The sequence below is a fragment of the Marinobacter sediminum genome (assembly GCF_016820575.1).
Taxonomy (GTDB): Bacteria; Pseudomonadota; Gammaproteobacteria; order Pseudomonadales; family Oleiphilaceae; genus Marinobacter; species Marinobacter sediminum.
This window is the reverse complement of sequence record NZ_JAEMQH010000002.1, coordinates 602,844-623,926: the sequence shown is the minus strand read 5'-3', so window position 1 is coordinate 623,926 and position 21,083 is coordinate 602,844. Positions and strand designations below refer to the sequence as shown.

Annotated in this window: 15 protein-coding genes; 3 read left to right on the top strand and 12 right to left on the bottom strand. The window is 59.7% G+C overall.

Going from position 1 to position 21,083, the window contains the following annotated elements; translation table 11 throughout:
- Positions 1 to 7 precede the first annotated feature (7 nt).
- Genes FGO67_RS09675 through FGO67_RS09630 form a run of 10 tightly spaced genes read right to left on the bottom strand, consistent with a single transcriptional unit; the run spans position 8 to position 12,033 of the window.
- Complete coding sequence (locus FGO67_RS09675; protein ID WP_203300503.1) at positions 8 to 592, bottom strand: tetratricopeptide repeat protein; 585 nt, start codon at positions 590 to 592, stop codon at positions 8 to 10.
- On the bottom strand, positions 579 to 3,482 hold the full coding sequence (locus tag FGO67_RS09670; RefSeq protein WP_238942321.1) for a tetratricopeptide repeat protein: 2,904 nt from the start codon (positions 3,480 to 3,482) through the stop codon (positions 579 to 581). Before FGO67_RS09670 ends, FGO67_RS09675 begins: the two co-directional genes overlap by 14 nt.
- Complete coding sequence (locus FGO67_RS09665; protein WP_338039551.1) at positions 3,475 to 5,424, bottom strand: tetratricopeptide repeat protein; 1,950 nt, start codon at positions 5,422 to 5,424, stop codon at positions 3,475 to 3,477. Before FGO67_RS09665 ends, FGO67_RS09670 begins: the two co-directional genes overlap by 8 nt.
- A 34-nt stretch (positions 5,425 to 5,458) precedes the next feature.
- Entirely contained in the window at positions 5,459 to 6,004 is a 546-nt protein-coding gene (locus FGO67_RS09660; RefSeq protein WP_052471897.1) for a hypothetical protein, read from the bottom strand.
- Positions 6,005 to 6,023: 19 nt separating this feature from the next.
- Positions 6,024 to 7,190, bottom strand: a complete 1,167-nt coding sequence (locus FGO67_RS09655; RefSeq protein ID WP_420844503.1) for a DUF3570 domain-containing protein — start codon at positions 7,188 to 7,190, stop codon at positions 6,024 to 6,026.
- A complete protein-coding gene (locus FGO67_RS09650) occupies positions 7,177 to 7,413 on the bottom strand; it encodes a DUF4266 domain-containing protein (protein ID WP_203300501.1) in 237 nt (78 codons plus the stop codon). The genes FGO67_RS09655 and FGO67_RS09650 overlap by 14 nt, the downstream gene beginning before the upstream one ends.
- A gap of 35 nt (positions 7,414 to 7,448) precedes the next feature.
- Positions 7,449 to 7,946: a TlpA family protein disulfide reductase gene (locus FGO67_RS09645; RefSeq protein ID WP_203300500.1), complete on the bottom strand. Its 498-nt coding sequence runs from the start codon at positions 7,944 to 7,946 to the stop codon at positions 7,449 to 7,451.
- 32 nt (positions 7,947 to 7,978) lie between these two features.
- Positions 7,979 to 8,626 (bottom strand): outer membrane beta-barrel domain-containing protein, encoded by a 648-nt coding sequence (locus FGO67_RS09640; protein ID WP_203300499.1) that lies wholly within the window; start codon positions 8,624 to 8,626, stop codon positions 7,979 to 7,981.
- Entirely contained in the window at positions 8,596 to 9,348 is a 753-nt protein-coding gene (locus FGO67_RS09635; RefSeq protein WP_203300498.1) for an SH3 domain-containing protein, read from the bottom strand. Before FGO67_RS09635 ends, FGO67_RS09640 begins: the two co-directional genes overlap by 31 nt.
- A 21-nt stretch (positions 9,349 to 9,369) precedes the next feature.
- Entirely contained in the window at positions 9,370 to 12,033 is a 2,664-nt protein-coding gene (locus FGO67_RS09630; RefSeq protein WP_338039550.1) for an HzsA-related protein, read from the bottom strand.
- Between the two features lie 199 nt (positions 12,034 to 12,232).
- On the opposite strand from FGO67_RS09630, the gene FGO67_RS09625 reads away from it, so the two are divergent.
- From FGO67_RS09625 to FGO67_RS09615, 3 genes are read left to right on the top strand one after another with little or no spacing between them, the layout of a single operon-like run.
- Complete coding sequence (locus FGO67_RS09625) at positions 12,233 to 13,468, top strand: hypothetical protein (RefSeq protein WP_203300497.1); 1,236 nt, start codon at positions 12,233 to 12,235, stop codon at positions 13,466 to 13,468.
- A 7-nt stretch (positions 13,469 to 13,475) separates the two neighbouring features.
- Positions 13,476 to 15,965, top strand: coding sequence for a LamG domain-containing protein (locus tag FGO67_RS09620; RefSeq protein WP_203300496.1), 2,490 nt, complete (start codon positions 13,476 to 13,478; stop codon positions 15,963 to 15,965).
- 12 nt (positions 15,966 to 15,977) lie between these two features.
- Positions 15,978 to 17,534, top strand: a complete 1,557-nt coding sequence (locus FGO67_RS09615; RefSeq protein WP_203300495.1) for a general secretion pathway protein GspF — start codon at positions 15,978 to 15,980, stop codon at positions 17,532 to 17,534.
- A 26-nt stretch (positions 17,535 to 17,560) separates the two neighbouring features.
- On the opposite strand, the gene FGO67_RS09610 is transcribed toward FGO67_RS09615, so the two are convergent.
- Positions 17,561 to 18,583: an FAD:protein FMN transferase gene (locus tag FGO67_RS09610; protein WP_338039549.1), complete on the bottom strand. Its 1,023-nt coding sequence runs from the start codon at positions 18,581 to 18,583 to the stop codon at positions 17,561 to 17,563.
- 94 nt (positions 18,584 to 18,677) lie between these two features.
- The gene (locus FGO67_RS09605) at positions 18,678 to 20,825 is read right to left on the bottom strand and encodes a methyl-accepting chemotaxis protein (protein ID WP_203300494.1); all 2,148 of its coding nucleotides are present in this window, start codon (positions 20,823 to 20,825) and stop codon (positions 18,678 to 18,680) included.
- Positions 20,826 to 21,083: the final 258 nt, after the last annotated feature.

The following is a 21,083-nucleotide window of genomic DNA, read 5'->3' as shown; positions in this document are numbered from 1 at the left end:
GACGAAGTTACAGTCGGTTTTTTGCATCGAAAATCCAGTCTTCCAGCCTCGGATTAGGATCCGTGGCCTGGCTTTGGTATTGCTCATACAGCCCCAGGGCATCACCCGGACGTCCCAGATAGATATCCAGCAGGAAAGCCAGGTTGAGCATGGCCGGCAGATGGTTCGGATCGGCGTCCAGCGCTCGCCGGTAATACGCTTCGGCGGCCTCGAATTCACCAGCCTCACGGGCAATCACCCCCAGGTGGTTGAGCGCAACGGGGTGGCTGTCATCCAGAGCAAGCACGGCGTCGAAATGGGCGCTGGCCTGTTCGGTGTCGCCAGCCTCATAAGCGAGAATACCCAGGTTCGCGAGGGGGCCGGTGCGGGCTGGGTATTGCTCGGCCAGTTGCCCGAACCGGTCCCTGGCGGCCTCCAACTCACCCGCCTGTTTCAGGGCGACCGCAGCCTGGAAGTCCTCAGCCAACTGCGCTTCTGCCCGCTGGCCCTCGGCCTCCGGTGATGCCAAGGCGTCATCCTGTCCCGGGCTCAGGGCGCAGCCAGACAGGACCACCAGCAACATTGCCACAGCGATTGTTTTATCCCAGCTCATTGACCACCCCGGCAGTGATTTCCTGCTTGTTGTAACGGCCCGGCAGCAGGCGCTTCAGCGCTTCATAGCTCCGCTGCACCCATTCGTCGTAGATGCCCTCGCGGGCGCGCCGAATGTTCTGCTCATGGATATCGATGGCGTTATCCTCAAACGGATACGCCTGCTCTTCCAGCAGCAACTCGTATTGGGCCAGCTCCAACTCACTCAAACCGGGCGGCCGCTCCGATGCCATCAGATCAGCCCCCAGGCGTCCGTATATGTGGGCGATCTGATAGCCCGCCTCGGTTGAAAACGCGGACAGTCCGTAACTGGCAGTTTTCTGATACGCGTTGACCGCTTCCTCCAGCGCATTCGTTTTAGCCACCATGCTTTCATTAAGCGGCAGGGTCAGGCTGATGGCGTCGTAACGTTCCAAGGCTTCCCGCGCCAGCGTGGCCGACGCCGATGCCGCCAGCCAACGCATGCGGTCGTCGCTGGATTCCGGATTGTCATCAACAAACGCCATCTGCCGACGCAGCCAGAAATCCCGACGAGTAATGTCCCCCTCGGCCTGGTAAAGCTCGGCCAGGCGGTTAGAAGCCTCCATGTAGGCATCCGCCGGTTCCGGATAGGCGTTGGCGTACTGTCGCCAGGTATCGATAGCCTTGCCGGTGTTACCCGCCTGGTCGTACAGCTCTGCGGCAATCTGCAGGTTCTGCCGCTGCTCTTCCGGTGTCGATGCCAGCGCGACCATGCGTCTGAGCTCATCGCCGGCCTGTTCCCACTGTCCGGTCTCCCGATAAGCCAATGCCAGTTTTGGGGGTACCGTGTCGATCAGCTCATGGTCAGGGAATTCGGCCCGGAAAGCCGTCAGTACCGAGATTGCTTCATCCCAGCGTGCGGCGGTAACCAACAAGGACGCCGCGTCGTATTCGGCATTGGCCCGCAACGCGGATTCCGGCACGGCTGCTCCCACTCGGAGGTACTCGCTCACCGCTGCGTCCACGTTGCCCGCTGCTGCCAGTTGCTCGGCCTGCCGGAACACGGTTGCCGCAAGATTTTCACGCACGCCGTCGCGGCGCTCGTCGGTCTCGGCCATGGCCACTAGCGCATCGCGATAGGCCTGCTCCGCTTTGGCATAACGCTCAAGCTCAAACAGACTGTGTCCGGACAGCAACAGCGCCTCGGTGATCAGCTCTTTTCTGGGTGCCGGTTGCCAGGCCGCCAGACGACTGGACATGGCCACCGAGTCTTCCCAGTTCTGCTGATCAAACTCTCGTTGCAATGCCATGAAGAACACGTCCGGAGCCCGTGAATCAGCTGGAAAAGCATTGGCAAACCGCAAGCGATTCAGCTGTTGCATATCCTCATAACTCTGCTGCTCGCTCGCCGACTCGGCCTGCCAGGCCCGAGCATATTCCCGGTAGGCCAGAACCGAGGCGTAACCCGCTTCAGCGGCCCGTGCCGGCGGCTGTCCCTCATAGGGGAAATCGTACGCGACGCGCTCGAACGCCTCGATGGCCGAGGCCCAGTCTTCCAGTTCCAGGTAGGTTTCACCGAGCAGGAACAGACGTTCGGGCGTTCTTGGATGGCTTGGGAAAGTTGCAGCAAATTCCGCGTAATACTCAGCCGCCCGGTAGTAATTGTCGCGCGCGCTGGTTTCCGATTCCGCTTTACCCGCGAGCAGATAGTGGCGATCCGCCAGCTCGGGCAATAGCTGCTCCAGCTGTTCCCGGATGTAGACCAGCGTGTCCGGTTCAGCATTGCGCCAGTAGCTGCTGTACAGGCCGTAGTTGGCGACGAATTCGGCCTTGCGCTCGGGCAGTGTGCGTTCAAAGCCGGCCAATTCGAGCGTGGCAATGATGTTCATGTGATAACGAGGCGCCCAGCGACTACCGGGATGGTCTTCAATGAAGGCCTCGTAGACGTCGATGGCGTCAGAGTACTGTTCCCGCTCCAGTAGCAAGCTGCTGTAGCGGTCGTAAATCAGGATTTCATAGGGCCGACTGCCGGTCTGCCTGAACAGAGCCTGCAGGGTTTCAGCGCCCTCGAGATAAGACAGGGACAGTCCGAACACCCGGAACAGGTCTTCAATCAGGGTTTTGTTGCGTTGATCAATGTCCTGTACCGGCTGGCCTTCCGGCAGGACCCGGTCCAGCACCTCGATGTAGCTGGTCAGAGCAAGCCGATACTGGCCCTGTTTGAACTGGCTCCAGCCACGCATGTAATAGGCGTTAACCAGGAACGAGGGATCGGTCTGCTGTTGCTGGCTGGTCTGGGCCACCTGATGGAACGCCTGCTCGGCCTCGTCGTAACGGCCATTGATGAACAGCAGGTCGGCCCGCCGGAACTGGGCTTCGGTCCAGTAGGAGGAGTCCGGGTAGCGCTCAACCAGGGTATTGAGCGCAGACAATTGCTGAGACGTCATGCCCCGCAGCTCCCAGGCGCGGGATAGCTGATAGTAGATCTGGTCATTGCCAGCCCGATCCGGGTATTCGCGGAGCAGGGCCTGATACGCCTCAATGGCGTCATCCAGCTCGTCCTGCGCAGTGTCCGCCATTTTCCGCTCGGCACGGGTGAATTCCAGGTCTGCCAACCGATGGCGAATGGTCACCTGTTTGCGCGGGTCCTCTACCAAGGGAAGCAGCGATCTATAGCTGGCCATGACGGTTTCCAGAGACACCGGCTCAGCACTTGCCGACGCGGACTCCAGGCGTACGGGCGCAGAAGGTTGCCCTGCTTGCGGGTCGGACGTCGCAGCGACGGCGCCAATGGTCCCCGCTCGCATTTCCGGCGTTGTTCCATCGCCGCCCCCCATCGGCCATGTCAGGCTTTGACAGCCGGCCAGCGCTACCGCCAAGGGCAAGACGGCCAATCCACGCCGGGGCATAAGCCTGGAGACTCTATTCATCGCCCGCCCCCTGTCTGCTTTGGAGCTGATACAGGCGGTCGGCCAGGCGGGCCTGGGCATGACGAGAAGCCACCCGATAGCTACGCATTTGTTTACGCTGCTCCAGCAAGGCCTGATCCACCCCGGCCATCAACCGGCCCCGGGCCTCCGACAAGGCAAGTTCCAACTCTTGGCGCAGGCTTGTCAGCTCCGTTTCCCTCGCTGCCAAGCGATCGCTCAGCCGCTGATGCTGTTTGTCGTCAGCCATCAACGTCTCGATGGTCTGACGTTGCGACCGGAATTCCGCCATCGCCGTGTCCAGCTCACGAAGCTGTCTTTGCGCGGCCCAGCGATTCACGCCGTAGTCATCCACGATCATCCAGTCGAAATGGGCCTGCATCCGCCGATACTGGGCGCGCTGACGCTGGGTGCGTTCGTCGTCGGGCAAGGCCGCCAGGGACTCGGCAACGCGCTCAAGCCTGGTTTTCAGTTCTTTTTGTTCGGCGGTCATGAAGAATTGGTAGTCTTCCCGCGCCAATGCCTCGGTAATCTGCTGCCGGTACTCCTGATGTTCCGCCGCCCACTGATCGGCCTCTTGCTCGGCCAGTGCCTGCCGGGTGGCTTTAATCCGGGCCGTGCGTTGCAACTGGCGGGTCTCCAGCATCAGCTCAAAGGACGCCAGTTGCTGCTGCCAGTCATCCAGGAAAGCCTGCATGCGATAGAGATCGTGCAACTCGCTGAGGGCTTGCTGAAACGACTCCGTTGCCAGGATTTCAGATAAACCAAAATCACTGGGTATGACCTTCAGCCGCCCGTAGGCATCGGTCATCTTTCCGTCGCCGTCCTGCTGGAACTCCAACCGGGCCATCAACGAGTCTTCGTTGAGCGCGGTCCGGGCCGTAACCAGTTCCGCCTCCAGTCGTGCATATCGATCAGCGGCTTCTTGGAAGGCTGCCAGCGCCTCTGCCGGTCGATTCATCTGCTCCAGCAGATAGCCGCGGGCGTAGGGCACCTGTTGCAACCAGGGGCTGAACAATTGCCGCGAGGACAACACGTTAATCGCGTTCAACGCCCGATCCATCTCACCCTGCCCGGCTGCCGCAACGGCATACTCGAACAGCGCCCGGTCGGAAAAAGGCCCCTCCGCCGAGAGCAATTCCAGCGTTCTGAAAGCCTGATCAAAGCGACCGTTCGCCAGGTAAATTCGCGCCAGGGACAGTCGGCTTTTTTCCACCAGCGCCTGCTGCTCCGCGTTATCTGCAGGGCTATCGCCGGCTTCGGCTTCCATCTGCCGGATCAGCTCCGCCAGAGTGGCAATCGCTGCTTCACCATTGCCATCGGCAAGCTCCGCCATGGCGGCGTTATAAGTAAGGTAATGCGCCCAAATGGCATTTGGGTCGAGCTGATCCCGAAACTGGCCAATGGCGTCCGGGTCTGGCTGACTGGCCAGCTGCCCTGCCAGACGGGCCTGCAGATAGAGCCACTCCTGGTAGAGTTCAGGCTCGCTGGTTTCCAGTGTTGCACCGTCGACCCGGTTCAGATTGGCTTCCGCGAGCTGGTAATCGCCCTCCAGATACAGCACCTTGCCAAGATAGAACCAGGCCTGGTTGCGAACCTCAGGCGACAGCGCACTGCCCTTGCCATCGTCACCCAACAGCCTGGTAAACAGTTCACCAGCCTCACGGGTCATGCCATAAGACAGCAACAGGCCGCCTTCAACCAGGGCGGGATGGGCGCCATGGCCCTGAATACCGCCTTGCACACTGGCAACCGACAGCTGGGTCAGCGCATCGAAGGCCTGGCCCTGGTGGTAGTTGTAGAGCACCCAGCCATAACGGAGATCCTGGACCCGTTCCGGCGCAGGCTCATTCGCCCACCCCGGCGCGCTCGCCATCAGCCACAGGCAGCTGACCGCGATCCAGGTCGAACGTTTTCTGGCTAAGATGCCCGCTTTCAATGCCACGATTCAGTTCACTCCCCAGCTCAATCCCACGCCGCTAATCCCACGCCACTATCGACACGGTGGGTTGGTAGTCGGAGGAGCGGTCCTGCACCCGGATTTCCAGTGCTGCCGTGCCGGTGCCCTTTTCGAAATCGAGGGTGGCTGCTTGTTTGTAGGCGCGATTGTCTGGCCCGATGCCCTCGACAAACGCTGTCACTTCGTGGTTTCCGGTCTTCAGGTTGCCCACGTACAGACGCTGCATGCCACCCCGCTCTAGGGCCTGAACCTGGCGCTCGGTGTAGAGGTACGAGGCCACCACTTCCCCATCGACCTTGAGTTTCACCGCGTCCAGTTTCAGGAACTGGCCGGTGTCGACACTCACGAACACCGCAAACTGGGTACTGGCGGGGAACAACAGGTCCTCTTCCAGAATGAACAGATCCCGATTCAGGCGAATGACCTGCTTCTTCAAGGATTCGACACTCTGGGCAACGGACTTGTCGTCGGCATTGTCACCGGACTGAGCCAGCGCCGGGCCGGAAATCAAAACAGCGCAGCCGGTTGCCAGAGCAAAAATGAGGGACTTAAGTGGTTTCACCATGATCAGTGTTCCTGCCAACTCAGTATTCAAGAATCAAGGACGCGCGCGTAACCAGCGCGTCAAACGAATAAAGCGGTTCTTCCCCGGGCAAGAAATCGCCCTTGGCGGTCACGTCCCGGAAATCGTCGTATTCGAAGTTCAGCCAATCCAACAACAGGCTGAACTGAAGCCGTTTGATGCCGGGCAGCGAGGTCTGCTTCCACTCATAGACTGCACCGGTACCCAGGGTGGTGCCCGACAACGTGCTCAGTTCCTTGTCCCGGGCCAAGTGAGTTTGGGAGTTCTCGAACTCGTACAGATCGCTGTAGAAGTCAGCCGCTTCCTGGGTGTAATAACGGACCGAACCTTCCAGGGTCCAGCGATTGTTCAGGGCATGCACATAGGCCAGTTCAACGGTATGGGCATCGATACCCCAGCTGTCCGTAAAATAACGATACTCGCCGCGAATTGAGGCCCGGTATGGCAGGTAGTACAGGGCCCGGGTCGCCACCGAGGTGCTGGTTCGGGTCTCCGGGTACCGCTCCGGCTGATACAGGAACGACGTTGAATCATTCGGGTCGCGATACCGGTTCTGGCGGTAGGGGTTCTGAAGAAAGCCTTCATCGGACACCACTTCCAGATCGATTCCCAGCAGGCTGTTTCGGGTCAGGACCTGGCTCAAACCAAGCTGGTAATTCCGTCGGTCGGCTTCTTCACTGAAGTTGTCGTTGCCAACCCGGCCCACGTCGTCCCAGCCATTGGCATAGCCCATGGTTACGGTGGACATGCCACCGAAGAATTCCTGACTGACGGAGAAGTAGACAGTGTTGGCTTCGTAGTCGTTTTCCGAGCTGTTGGTGTAGCCCAGGCTGAGGATGGCGTCTTCATGCAGGTAGTCCACGCCCAGTGAATACTCATCCCGCTCTTCCGTGTAGGGGCTGGCAGTAGCCAACACATCCACCGACGCGGCGGACACCGAGTCCACGTAGTACTGGCCGGTAAACGACACCTGGGGCCCGGCATTCTTCCGCACTAAAACGGACGGTCCGTCGATCACCATGCCACCACCGTCGTAGCGATGGTAAAGCATATCGACGTTGTCCTCGGGCAGGGTCGCGGCCGAAACCAGCGGCGCCGCCAAGGCCAGTAACAGGGCCAGCAGCAGCGCCAGGCCATAGTGGATTCGGCGCGCCTCAGTTACAGCCACAACCACCTCCAGAACCGCCCTCAGAGCCACGCGCCGATTCCCGGGCCTGGTAAACGTGGTGCATATAGACGTCGGCCTTGCCATGCCGGCTCAGACTCATCACCGGGTCCGCCAGCTTGTCGCGCTCATACGGTTTCACCCAGGGTTTGATGTCGCTGCAGCCCGCGGTGGACATCAGCACCAGCACCAAACCCAGGAGCATCGTCAGAGATACACCACGCATAACGTCCAACCTTCCCCGGTTAATCCTGCCCCAGCTCACTCGCGCACCAATTCCCGAATCTGCTGTTCGTAGTCGTCCTCGTAGCCCGGCTGATAACCGTAATGCACGAATCGGGCATTGCCATTGCGGTCTATCATGACCGTAGTAGGCATGGCCTGGACTTCGTACAGCTCACTGACCCGGCTCTCGGGGTCATAGAGAATCGGGTAATCCACCGGCACGGCATCCAGAAACCGCAAAGCTTCGTCCCGGTTCTCATCGACATTGACCGCCAGGATGGTAAAGCCAAGATCCTTGTACTGGCTGTAGAGCTCGTCCATCAGCGGCATCTCCTGACGACAGGGGCCACACCAGGAGGCCCAGAAATTCAGCATCACCACTTCGCCGCGGTAGTCTTCCAGGCGCAGGTTTTCACCGGACCGGCTCTCCAGGGTAAAGTCCGGCGCCGGCACGTTGATGGCCTCGGCCTGGGCCATCATCGCCAGCCCGGTGAACGCCATACCAACCATCAGCAAGGGCAATAATCTGGTCATAACAAGTGACTCCCGTTGTTATTGAGTTGTTGTTAGAAAAAGACCGACAGGCCGGAACTGACCTCGGTGTTAATGGACGTTTTCTCGCTGCCCAGGACATCTATCCGGTAAAAGTGCTGGCGAACACCAAGGTGCACGGCAACGCTGTCCGTCAGCAGTACCTGGTAGCCCGCACCGGCATTTACGGTGAAGCGCGTGTCACCCGCGAAATCCGTCGCGCCGGCCCCGGCAATTAAATAGAAGTTGGTGTTAAAGGCGTAGTTCTCGGTCAGGAACGCTTCACCGGGCAACACGTTGTAGCCCAGGTTGATGTTGTAATAGGTGTAGTCCCGCTCGTCTTCGGTCAGAACTTCCACATTACCGGCCAGTTTTTCGAAACTGGTTTCGCCGGCTTCGGCAAATCCTACTCCGGCTTCGAAGAAGAACGATTCGCTGAGGTGATAAGTAAGCTTGCCGCCATACACCACAGAGCTTTCGAAATCTTCGATGGTGAGGAAACCCACAAAGGCACCCACCTCGAAATTCTCGGTATCGATCAGGGACTCATCCACCGGCACCGGTGTTACGTCCGACTCAATCAATGGACGGTCGTCGTCGGCTGCCATCGCGCCTACCGGCATCAGCAGGGCGGCGGACAGACACAGTCCGTTCAGAAAAAGATGCTTAGTCCGATTTTCCATTCTGTCGCTTCTTCGTTGGTCGAGCGCGTGGTGAAGATCTTGTAGTCCTTCACTTCCGCCCGAATAAAGTATCGATCGGTGATGTATGCCCGGACGCCGAGGCCAGCATGGCCAACCGTGTTATCCCGTTCCTCCGGTTCGGCCAGGGTCACCTTCGGGTCAACCCAGATATGGCCAATACCAAGGGTAAAAAACGGCGATACCCGCCAGTGTGGGAATGGCTGGTGCACCAGATTGGCGTTAACCAGACGCAGTTCCGAGGCGCTACCCAGCACCTGCGATGCCCAGAGTTCAGCGGACAGGTTCCGGGTCATCCCGTAACCGCCGTAGGCCGAGGTGACTGCGGCACCCTGGAACTCGCCCATCATCAGTCCGGCTTCCCAGCGACGATTGCGAAATTCCTCGAAGCTGGGCACCGACAGCTGCACCAACTCGCCCGTGGCATCCCGGGTCTGGGCAATCGCAGCCACCGAAATCCAGCCTTCCCGGCCCCGTTCGTCGCGAACCTTGATCCAACCGGTTTTCCGTTGAAGCAGTTGCAACCATTCCCCTTGCTCACTGGTGTGGAACACCGGGTAGCCCACCGCCGGGCCACTGCGCCATTCAACAAACGGTTCGCTGACCTGAACCTTCGGCAACGCCTGCTCGCCAGAGTCCCACAGCCAGCCGGCCCAGCCGGTAACAGGCAAAATAAAACTCAGCAGCAGCAAGGCGAGGCGCATGATTCGGGGGTCGGTCCTATGTCAGTCTTCAGGGGCATCGAACGGGTTGTTGTAATACTGGGCACCAATATCCAGCCATTCCGCAATCAGACGCAGTTCGGCGTCGGTCATGCGGCCTTCATGAGTACCACCGGCCTGGAACAGGGACATGAAACGACTGGCCCGGGCGCCGTTGACCGACATGCTGGCCGCTACTGGCACCGTGGCAAAGATGGGCTGTTGCATACCATTGGCATCGAGAATGGGGTTGCCCTCCTCGTCCCGCAACACTTCGCCGGTGTCGACCAGGCGATCCACCAGGGCATCATTGACCAGCTCCTGCTCGTTATCGGTGAACAGCAACTCGCGATAGGCGTTGAAATGCAACGGCTCAGCCGGCGAGGGTCCGTTGGTCAGGTCGAGCTGGCCGGCAGGCACCTGGGCCATGCCACCGTCATCAGTGGGGGCGTGACAGCCGGTGCAGGTGTTGTCTTCCAGTACGGTGACACCGTTGGTGTCCAGGACCTCACGATTCAAATTCCACAGAGGGTGAACGTTCTGCTCGTAATTGATCACAATCCGGCAATTGGGCGCCCACTCGGTGGCACAGACTCCAGAAATGGGTGGAGGGGTATCCAGATCACCGTAGGCAAGCGTGAAACTTGCGGCTTTGGCCGTTGCCCCTGGATCAGTCCATTCGTCTTCGTAGATCAGGTCGGCCGTTGGTTTGCGGGTTTCATTCACCCGGGCATAGGTCTGCGCCATGGTTTCGCCCATGTCAGCGAACAGCGCGGATTCGGTATTTGGAAACGGCAGGCCGGTGGTGGGCGCCCCGGCCCACACCGAATCCGGGCCGGCATCCGGACGACCGTGAGGAACATCACTGTTGGGATCGTGACAGCCCTGGCAGGCCAACACCTCGCCCGGGCGCACCGACAGCCAATTCTGGTGGCGTGGGCCAACCCGCTGGCCGTCTGCATCCAGGACACTGACCGCAAAGGCAACATTGGCAGGCACCGCCACCCTCACTGAACCATCAGGTTCCACCGGCACATAGCCGAGGATTTCCCGCATCAGCTGACCGCGACTGCGACCGAACGCGCTATTGTCGAAGTCGCGCACGTTGTCATCGGGCATGGCCACCGGTTTTTCCAACCGCAGGAAACGTGCGGGGCGGGCATCGGCTGGGGTTTGTACCGGATCGGCCGTTATTGAAATGCCACCTGGAGCGGTATCCACGCCGTCCAGATCGTACACGCTGCGGATATCGAGCACTCCGTAGCCATCGTCCGCCAGCACCCCCTGATCACCGGAGAACTGGCTCTCAGGCAAGAAGGTTTCCAGAGTGCGCTCTTTCAGCAACACCGCCTCATCAAACTGTTCGCCTTCAATGGGCGGAACGACAGGACGCAGGGTGCCACTGGCAACGTCCAGCAGCCAGAGACCGTAAACCGGGGCGGCCGGTTCGTAGGCTTCTGAATCCAGTCGTTCCTGGGTGCAATTCACGATCTGCTCGCGAGCGATATCCCGCAGCCGGCACGGCGTCCAACTCACCAGGTAACGGCCGGTACCATCCAGCAATGGCGATACTGATCCGTAACTGCCCTGCAACGACGGCTCACCGTCAAAACCCACGTCGGCCACCAGCGTGCGCTGACCGGAGCCGGCACTGCCGTCCAGGCGCATGTCGGCCTCAACGTATTCGTCCACAGATATTTCCGCGGGTACCGATGCGTAATCGTTACTTTCAAAGGGTCGCAGCTGAACCTGCACAGCACCGGAGTCAGTTTTCTGCGGCTTCAGATACTGAACGTCGCTGCTGTCGGACACTGAATCATGAGAATGCCGGCCATACAGATAGCTGAGGCCGGTGCCATCAGGGTTGACCTGGTAAAGATTGACGCCGTTATCGCGGGTTTGCCCGGCGTTGTCCCATCGGCTGAACACAATGGTGCCGTTGTCGGTCACCAGCGGGTCCAGGTCGTGGCTTTGATTGAAGGTCATCTGTTCGATGTTTTCGCCGTCATCGTCCATCACGTGCAGCACGAATGCGGCGGTGTCCCGGTCTTCATCCAGGCCCGGGAACTGGGGCTTGCCCTCATCGAGCAGAATGGCCTTGGAGGTGCGCTGGCGCGTGGATGAAAACACAATCCGGCCATCGGGCAGATAGGCTGGCGCTACGTCCTGCCCGGCCCGGGCAGTAACATCGGAACCAATAATCCGGCTGAGTGTGTCGGACGCTGAGTCGTACTCCCAGATGTTCCAGGTCGGCTGATCCTCGTTGTCCGCGCCCTCAATTTCCGGCGCGCGCATGGCAAACAACAGCCGCGTGCCATCCTGGGACACGTGCAGGTCCTTGACGTCGTAGCGCAATTCGCCTTCATCATTCAGGAAACCGGCACCGGCGAAGGCCCTTGAGGTGATGTCCCGCGCGCTGGCGCCAGCCGCTGCGCTAGGCTTCAGATAGAGCCTTGCACCCGGTCTAAACGCCGCCGGGTCCGCCAGATTGTCTTCAACCAGCGCCCCAGAATTCTCTTCAATCTGCAGGGTGCGCTGGACATAGGCGACCGGATTTTCGACCACCACAGGGTCTGCGGTCTGGCTGTCACTGCTGGACAGGCAGCCGGACAGCGAAACCGCACTGATCAGGCCAAAGGCTGGCATCAGTGATGGCAGAATCGCTCGTAATGAAAATCGTGTAGTCAAAATGGACAAACCCTGTGCTGGTCAACGTTTCCATCAATAAACTAAGTCGGATTCGGTCCCCAGCTCCAAGGCTTTTGAGTAACGCAATGTAATTCCGTGGCCCATCCCTCATTTTGGCCTAGATTACCAAGATTAAACTGTTGACTGTGTTAACTCTGGTTTACGTTAGCGTCGCGAATAACCCACCGAGGACCCGGACATGAAAGCCCGACACCGCACCAGACTGCTGGTAGGCAAGGCGAGTAGTACATTGCTCCTTCTCACATTGGCACTGTTTCAGGCCAGCGTTGCCCAGGCCGGCCCCAGAGAACAGGCCAAACGAATTCACGATCGGATTGCGGGTGTTCCACCCTCAGCCACGGTCCTCAATAACATGGCAGCACAGATCAGCGGTGGTAACGAACTCGCCGCCGCTGACATTGCCATGGAAAACAGCGCCTTCTACGACGTTACCCTGAAAAACCTGGCGGCGCCCTGGACCAACGAAGCCCAGTCCAAGTTCGTACCATTAAATGACTACATCGCCACGGTGATCGGGCTGGTGCGGGACGACGCGGATTTTCGCACCGTGCTTTACGACGATGTTCTCTACATCGGTAACCCGGCGCTCGGCCTTCCGGGCTACTCCCAGAGCAACAACAACCATTACGAAGCGCTGGAAGACGGCGGCTTCAGCCTCAAGGACAACCTGATCCGGGTGAACCAGTCGACCTACTCCGGCTTGCCAACGTCGGCCACCGCCGGTGTCATGACCTCCCGTGCTGCGGCCCGGGCCTTCTTCAGTGCGGGGACCAATCGGGCCATGTTCCGTTTCACACTGATGAACCACATGTGCAACGACCTCGAGCAGGTTGCCGACGTGACCCGACCGCCCGATCGAATTCGCCAGGACGTGTCACGCAGCCCCGGAGGTGACAGCCGGGTGTTCCTGAACAACTGCGTCGGCTGCCACAGTGGCATGGACCCGATGGCCCAAGCCTTCGCTTACTACGACTATGAGTATGACGCTAATGCCGATCCCGACGGTGAGCTGGGCCGGCTGGTGTACAACACCGCCAGCGATCTCGATCCGGTAACCGGTACCCGGGTGCAAGCGAAATACCACATCAATTCCGCCACCTTTGAACAGGGCTACGTCACGCCCGACGACAGCTGGGACAATTACTGGCGCTCCGGTGCCAACCGGCGGCTAGGCTGGGATTCAGCCCTGAGCGGCAGTGGTCAGGGCGCCAAGAGTCTGGGGCGTGAATTCGCCCAATCCGAAGCGTTCGCCGAATGCCAGGTGAAAAAGGTGTTTGAAAACGTGTGCCTGCGACCACCCTCCAATGCCTCTGACCGCTCTCAGGTCAGCAGCATGGTTAGCAGTTTCCGCGCCCAAGGCTTTGACCTGAAACAGGTCTTTGCCGAATCCGCCGTTTACTGCATGGGAGATTGAGGACGCCATGATGACCATAAACCGCCCGTCAATGACCCCCATGCGCTCCTTTCTGGCACTGATCGCAGCCGCTTTGCTGCTGAGTGCTTGCGGAGGCGAATCCACCGAATCCCTGCCCAACACCTCGGCGAGCGCGTCCAGTGTGAATTACACCGGCCCTGCGCCCGAGAACGACGATGTCCAGGCCTTCAAACTGGCGGTCTGGGACAACCTGGCCACTCAGGACAAGTGTGGCGCCTGCCACAACGCCGGTGGCCAGTCCCCAACGTTCGTCAACGAGCAGGACATCAACACTGCCTACGCCCAGGCGCGCACGGTGGTGAATCTGGATGCCCCATCCCAGTCTGAAATGGTGGCTAAGGTCGCCGGCGGCCACAATTGCTGGACCTCCAGCACGGCCGCCTGTGTGGACATCCTGACCACCTACCTAACTAACTGGGCCGGTGGTGCAGCCGGTTCGGTGAAAACGGTTGAGTTGAGAGCACCGGCAGAGAAAGATCCTGGCGCTACCCTCACCTTCCCGGCCAGTAGCGGTGATTTCGAAAGCACTGTATATCCGGTGCTGACGACTTATTGCAGCGATTGCCACACGGAAAATGGCCAAACGCCCTACATTGCCAGCTCAAATGGCGCGACTGCCTACGAGCAGGCCCAAAGCCGGATGAACCTGGAGACGCCATCAGCGTCCCGACTGGTACAGCGCCTGAGAGCCGACTTCCACAACTGCTGGGATGACGACTGCGACTTATCCGCTGACACTATGCAAATGGCGATTGAGGATTTTGCCGATCTTCAGAGTCCCCAGACCGTGGATGCCGATCTTGTGGTCAGCAAGGCCCTCAACCTGGCGGAAGACGGCCTGCTGGCCAATTCCGGTGGCCGCTATGAGAACAACATCATCGCCCTGTACGAGTTCAAGGCCGGTGAAGGCCAGACCGCGTTCGACACCAGCGGGGTGTCACCGGCGCTGGATCTGACCCTGAGTGGTAACACCGAATGGGTCGGTGGTTGGGGCATCGCTTTGGGCGGCGCCTACCAAAACGAACAGAACTTCATGGTTCCTGCTGGCAAGGCGCAAGGCTCCACTTCAAATAGCCAGAAACTGCACACCTTCCTGACCGCCTCTGGCGAGTACAGCCTGGAGGCCTGGGTGGCCCCGGGCAACATCACCCAGGAAGACGCCCGGATTGTCACCTACTCGGGCTCGGCTACGACCCGAAACCTGACCCTGAGCCAGAGCTTGCAGCGCTACGAAGTGCTGCACCGCAGCACCAGCAGCGATGAGAACACACCGTTCGGTACCCAGGACGCCGACATGCTGCTGCAGGCCACCCTGCAGCACGTGGTGGTGAACTACTCACCGGGCACCGGTCGCCAGATCTTTATTAATGGCGAGCCAAGCGGCGATGTTGATCCGGATTCTGCCGGCCTGCTGTCAGAGTGGGACGACAGCTTTGCCCTGGTGCTGGGCAACGAAACCGATGGCAACTCCCCCTGGGAAGGCACCATTCGAATGGTGGCGTTCCACAACCGGGCGCTGACACCGGAACAGGTCCAGACCAACTTCGAGGTGGGCGTGGGCCAGAAGTTCTACATGCTGTTTGGCGTATCGCACCTGATCAACGTGCCGGAGAGCTTCATCGTGTTCGAGGTGAGTCAGTTCGACAGCTACAGCTATCGCTTCACCAGCCCGTTCTTTATCAGCCTGGATAACACCGTTGAGCCCTCCAACATCCGCCTGACCGGTATGCGCCTGGGCGTGAATGGCAAGGAGCCAGCCGTGGGCCAGGCCTGGGCTAACCTGGATGTGACGCTGAATGCCGACGATTACGAGCCGGGCACCGGCCAGCCATTGTCGCGCCTGGGCACCATCATTGCGCTGGAAGAAGGTCCGGAGACCGATGAGTTCTTCCTGACCTTCGATCAACTCGGAAGCGAAACCTACGCCCGGTCCGAGCCTGCCCTGCCCCCGGCAGCTACGCCAGCGGATTTGCCACCGTCGTCCGACATCGGCCTGAAAACCTTTGATGAAATCAACGACACCATGGCCAACCTGACCGGCGTCGACAAGACTCAAACCGATGTCTACAACACCTACGTCACGGTGAAGCAGCAGTTACCGACGGTAGAAACGATCGAAGGCTTTCTGTCGTCCCACCAGATGGCAATCACACAGATGGCGATTCAGTACTGTGATGTACTTGTCTCCGACATCGGGCTGCGGACCACATTTTTCCCCGGCTTCAACTTCAGCGAATCGGCGGACACCGCCTTCGACGCCACCGGCCGCAGCCAGGTCATCGACCCACTGCTGGACCGGTTCGTGGGTGAAAACCTGGCTACCCAGCCTGCGGATGCGGATGTCGAAACCGAGCTGAATAGCCTGATTGATAACCTGACCAGTTGCGGCGGCTCCTGCGATGCAGGTCGCACCGAAACCATTGTCAAAGCCAGCTGCGCCGCTGTTCTGGGCAGCGCCACCACTCTGGTTCAGTAAAGGACGTTGACCATGTTTATACGCAGATCACGTAACAAGACCCTGGCCAACGGTGAACCGCTGCGCCACTCCGACCACGGCCGGCCACGCACTCGCCGGGAATTCATTGCCCAGGGCTTTATGGCCGGCAGCGCTACCGTATTCGGCGCGTCCATTTTCAGCCTGTTCGGCAACCCACGTAGTGCGTCGGCAGCACTCTCGTCAGACCTGGAAACCCTGAAACAAAGCTGCGGCATCGCGGTCAATGGTGCCGGGAAGATCCCCTTCATCTGCTTTGATCTGGCTGGTGGCGCCAACATCGCCGGCTCCAACGTGCTCATGGGCAAATCCGGGGGACAGATGGATTTTCTCAGCACCGCCGGTTACAACCGCCTCGGCCTGCCCGGGGATATGCTGCCCAACAACCCCTCGTTCGTGAACAACGAAATGGGGTTGGCATTTCATAGCGACAGCGGCTTTTTGAGGGGCATTCAGCAAAGCACCAGCGCTGGCACCCGAGCCGCCACCAACGGCACCATCATTGCCGCCCGTTCGGAGAATGACACTGGCAACAATCCGCACAACCCCATGTACGGAATTCACCAGGCTGGGGCTGACGGTTCGCTACTGTCATTGGTGGGCTCCCAGAGTTCCGAGTCTGGCGGTAATTCCATGGCACCGATGAACCTGATCAATCCCCAGGTTCGTCCTACCAAAATTGACCGGCCTTCCGACGTAACCGGCCTGGTGGATGTCGGCGATCTGATTGGCATCCTAGATCAGGGCGATGCCGTTGCCGTTATGGAATCCATTCAGCGAATCAGCGATGCCAAGATGAACCGAATGGACACCAAGATATCCAGCGATGAGGTGGTGAAGGATCTGGTGCGGTGCGGCTATGTGAAGAGTGCGGATTTGGCCGATCGCTTCGGTGATCCCAGCGCCCTCAACCCTGATCTCGATATGGAGATTGTCGGGCCAACAGGCATCTTCACCCGCGACGAATTCGACAACAACCGCGAGTTCCGCAAAACCGCCTCGGTAATGAAACTGGTGATGAATGGCTATGCCGGTGCGGGCACCGTCACCATGGGTGGCTATGACTACCATACTGGCGAGCGTGGCACCGGCGAACGCCGGGATGAGCTGGCCGGTCGCTGCATGGGCGCCTGCCTGGAGTACGCTGCCCGAGTCGGCATGCCACTGATGCTCTACGTGTTCAGCGACGGATCGGTCTCAAGCAACGGCCGTATCGACGACTCTATGGACGGTCGTGGAAAGGGAGAATGGACCGGGGATAACCAGCAAACCGCAGCGTCGTTTTTCCTCGTGTACAACCCCAATGGGCGGCCAACGGCCATCCGCAACCAGATCGGTTTCATGCGTTCGGATGCGTCGGTGGAAACCGCTTCCAGTCCCGCCGCCAACAACGTTAACCAGCTGGTTCAGACGGTGCTTCTGAACTACATGGCACTGCACGGCGAAGAGGCCGATTTTGGCAATCGCTTCAACGGCCATGGGCTGGGCAACAGCACCATGCAGGACAGCCTGATCGCCATGCCCGGCATTGTAAACGGCACTATCTCTTAACAGGTCAAGGAAGTTCCTGAGCCTGGTTACTGATCAGGCTCAGGTGGTTGCAAGCCCTCGGAGTAATGCATCCGGCGCTCTTCATCGATGATGATGGCGTCGATACCCGGCAACCGGTTCACCATGGCCAACCCCTGCTCGGGCCCCAGCACAAACACCGCGGTGGACAGGCCGTCGGTCGTCAAGGCATCAGTTCCGAGAATGGTGACACTCTGCACCCCCCGCACCGGCTTACCGGTGGATGGCGCCAGAATGTGGTGCACTCTCTCGCCCGCGTCGTTAACGAAATACCGCTCGTAATCCCCTGAGGTGGAAATAGCCGTGTCGGTCATCGGTAACACCACCGCATTGCGATCCTCCGAGCGTGGGTCGCGCACCCCGACCACCCAGGGGCGCCCGCGCCGGTCCCCAAGCAGACGCATATCGCCACCGGCACTGAGCTGGGCATGGCGAACGCCGGCACGCTTAAGCTCCGCGATCCCGAGATCCACCGCATACCCCTTGGCGATGCCGCCCAGATCCAACTTCAGGCCGTTTTGGCGAAACTGCACCGTACGGTCCTTCTCATCAAGGATGATGTCCCGGTAGTTGATGTGCCCGAGTTCAGAGGCAATATGGTCGGCCGACGGTTGCTGCCGGGCGCGATAATCGTAGAGAAATCCCACCGACCCGAAACTGATGTCAAAGGCGCCACCGCTGAGTTCCGACACCTGTTTGGCTTTTTGCAGCACGTTGAATAGATCCGCCGAAACCTGTACTGCCCGATTCGCCGCTTCCCGATTTACCTTCGACAGTTCGGAATCGGCGCGGTAGCGACTCATGGTTCGATCAACGTGGTGGAACACCGCCAACACCGACTCGGCGATATTGTCGGCCTTGGCCTGATCTTCCGCCCAGAACTCCAGGTGGATGGGCGTGGTCATGGCGGTGTCGGAGTATCGGTGCCACTCGGCTTGGGCGAAGCCGCTGGCCGTCAGAAACATCAACCCGGTTACCGCTTTGGCCCACAGAAGGAGCGATTTGACCTGCCTGAAATAACAATGCTGCACACGAGCCTCCGGAACGGTGGATCGGCGGGCTGGCCCGCCGGAATTCACGGAAGTCTAGCCAGCTCAGGCGCCGAAGCCAATGCCGCCGATTTGGTCAGGCCACCTCCGCCGACACCTGGAACTGGCCGGTCAGTCTTTGCAGCTTGCTGGCGGAGGCTTGCGTGCGCTCGGCACTCAATGTCAGCTGCTCAATCACACCGTTCATCACGGATGCGCTCTCGGACACGCCCGCGGTCTGGGTGCTCTGTTGAACATTGGTACTCTCAATGCCGGCGATCGCCCGAAACAGGTTTTCCACCATGACATGCAGAGTGGAGTTATCGTCGGCGGCAGCCTCAGCTTTGCGCAGGCGCTCCTCCATTTCCGACATGCCCTCTTCCATCGTGATAACCGCGCGGCGGGTTTCCTCCTGAACGCCTTGTAACCGTTCGCTGATATCCTTGGTGGCCTGGGTCGTGCGGGAAGCCAGCTGACGTACCTCGTCGGCAACCACGGCAAATCCACGCCCCGAATCACCGGCCCGGGCCGCTTCAATCGCTGCGTTGAGGGCCAGCAGGTTGGTCTGGGCGGCGATATCGTTAATCACCAGTGCCGTTTTGCTAATTTCCTCGGTGCGATCGTTGGCAGCCCGAATACCGTCCGCCGATCGGGTAATGACATTGCGAATACTCTGAGTTTCCTGACTGACCCTGGCAAACTGCTCTCGGGCCCGCTCCACCACTTCCTCCATGCTTGAGCGCATCTCCTGGGCCGTCGTCGACGCATTCCGGATCTCATTCTCCTGAGAGGTTGCGCCCCGCACCATATCTTCGATGTGCGCGAGCACCTGTCGAACCCTTTCGTCCGCCAGCCGGTTCTGGGTCATCAACTGATCGCTGGCCTGGCGCGAATCTGCAGCCAGTGAGATGACCTGTCCGACCATGCCATCAAGACTGTCGATAAAGCTGTTAATCCAACGTGCCAGGTCGCCTGTCTCGTCACGTGGCATCGAGGATGGGTCCATGCGCTGGCGCAAGTTGCCACCACCTTCAGCAATGTTTCGGATGATGTCCGCCATGGCTCCGAGGTTTTCAGACAGCGGTTTTGCCGAAATACTCCGAAACAGAAGCACACCCGCCAATGCAGAGCCTGCCGTCACCGCAGCTTCCAGCCAAAGCGATACACCGCTCCAGGCCATGGCCAGGTTAATGCCCCACAAAAGACCGATAAGCACCGTCATCCGCGCAGTCAGGCGCCAGGATACCGAGCGGCGCCGGTACACTTCCTCCAGGTCGCCCTCGCACATCATGCCCCATCGATCTGGCGAACCGGGCATCTGGAAGGTCACGCCCTTGCCGATCACCGGAATGTGCCGGTAATCCGAATACCCGGGGTAGGTAACAAACAGGTTTTCTCCGTTGGCGATGGTTTCCCGCACGCCTGGGTGCAAGCGGCCTGTCGCCGGATCAGTAAAGCGGATCTCAAACTCTGTGTGCTCCCGGACGCCCACGGTGCCGAACCCCGTGCGGATGCCGTCTTTCAAGTTGTCGCCATGACTGAAGGTGGCATCCTCGAATCGGGAACGGGACAGCGCCGTGCCGGTCTGGATGGTTCGGTCGAACTGGCTGTCGATCATGAACAGATAGTTGTCGCCGGATTCCTCAAACACATGCCCCGCCTCCCGTTGGATCAGGTCGCTCATGACATCGTTGGGAATACGGGCACAGATCGCTGCCGCGCCACCGGATTCAAGGGTGACCGGATGATAGAACATCAGGGTCACTGCATCATGGAATCGAGAGGTCGTGGCGCCCAGGCTCAGCGTAACCGGATCCCGATAAGGCCCGTGTAGTAAACGCTCGTGAGTGCCTCGCCGAACCGCCTCTTGGGGCAGATCTCGCCTGCCCTGTCGTGCGGATGCCGACGATGCCAACACCAGGCCTTCCTCGTTCACTACAAACAGCTCGGATATTTCCCGAAGCCGGCCAGATGATGTCTCGATCAGCTCCCGCATGCCGTCGTCATCCTGCCCCTCAAGCCGGACAGCCAGCGTGTTCAGGAACGACCATTTGTGATCCGCCCAGGTAATCAGGGCATCCCGGCGGGTTCGGGCAATACTCTCGAAAATCTGCTCGTTGGTGCCGTAAAGGCCCCGATTGAGAAAACAGGACCAGCCCATGGCCAGTTTTCCTGTCGCTCCCCAGACTGGCAACCAGCTGCGCTCGGCACTGGTCAGTTTCATAAATTCACTCTTCAGGGTCATGCTGCTGGCCTCCAAACCGCACAACTGGACTGCGTGGCTCTTGGCGGCCACAGTCAAACCGGAATGAAGGAATCGTTTGCAAGGTTCGGGCCTAGAATTAAGCTCAGGAAAGTGCGGCTTTGCGTTCAAAAGCGCACCGATTTCACGCCCATTGGTTACCTGGCAATCAGAGCACGCACCGAATAAGGGCAATGCCAGACCGTCTCCGCCCTGCTACGCCCCCCTCCTCCCCCGGACTACGCCAACAAAAAGTCAGCC

What these genes read in the sequence shown, in the direction of transcription:
- FGO67_RS09675 (WP_203300503.1), bottom strand. Translation starts at nt 592, where the DNA reads ATGAGCTGGGATAAAACAATCGCTGTGGCAATGTTGCTGGTGGTCCTG.
- FGO67_RS09670 (WP_238942321.1), bottom strand. Translation starts at nt 3,482, where the DNA reads ATGAATAGAGTCTCCAGGCTTATGCCCCGGCGTGGATTGGCCGTCTTG.
- FGO67_RS09660 (WP_052471897.1), bottom strand. Translation starts at nt 6,004, where the DNA reads ATGGTGAAACCACTTAAGTCCCTCATTTTTGCTCTGGCAACCGGCTGC.
- FGO67_RS09650 (WP_203300501.1), bottom strand. Translation starts at nt 7,413, where the DNA reads ATGCGTGGTGTATCTCTGACGATGCTCCTGGGTTTGGTGCTGGTGCTG.
- FGO67_RS09645 (WP_203300500.1), bottom strand. Translation starts at nt 7,946, where the DNA reads ATGACCAGATTATTGCCCTTGCTGATGGTTGGTATGGCGTTCACCGGG.
- FGO67_RS09640 (WP_203300499.1), bottom strand. Translation starts at nt 8,626, where the DNA reads ATGGAAAATCGGACTAAGCATCTTTTTCTGAACGGACTGTGTCTGTCC.
- FGO67_RS09635 (WP_203300498.1), bottom strand. Translation starts at nt 9,348, where the DNA reads ATGCGCCTCGCCTTGCTGCTGCTGAGTTTTATTTTGCCTGTTACCGGC.
- FGO67_RS09625 (WP_203300497.1), top strand. Translation starts at nt 12,233, where the DNA reads ATGAAAGCCCGACACCGCACCAGACTGCTGGTAGGCAAGGCGAGTAGT.
- FGO67_RS09620 (WP_203300496.1), top strand. Translation starts at nt 13,476, where the DNA reads ATGATGACCATAAACCGCCCGTCAATGACCCCCATGCGCTCCTTTCTG.
- FGO67_RS09615 (WP_203300495.1), top strand. Translation starts at nt 15,978, where the DNA reads ATGTTTATACGCAGATCACGTAACAAGACCCTGGCCAACGGTGAACCG.
- FGO67_RS09605 (WP_203300494.1), bottom strand. Translation starts at nt 20,825, where the DNA reads ATGACCCTGAAGAGTGAATTTATGAAACTGACCAGTGCCGAGCGCAGC.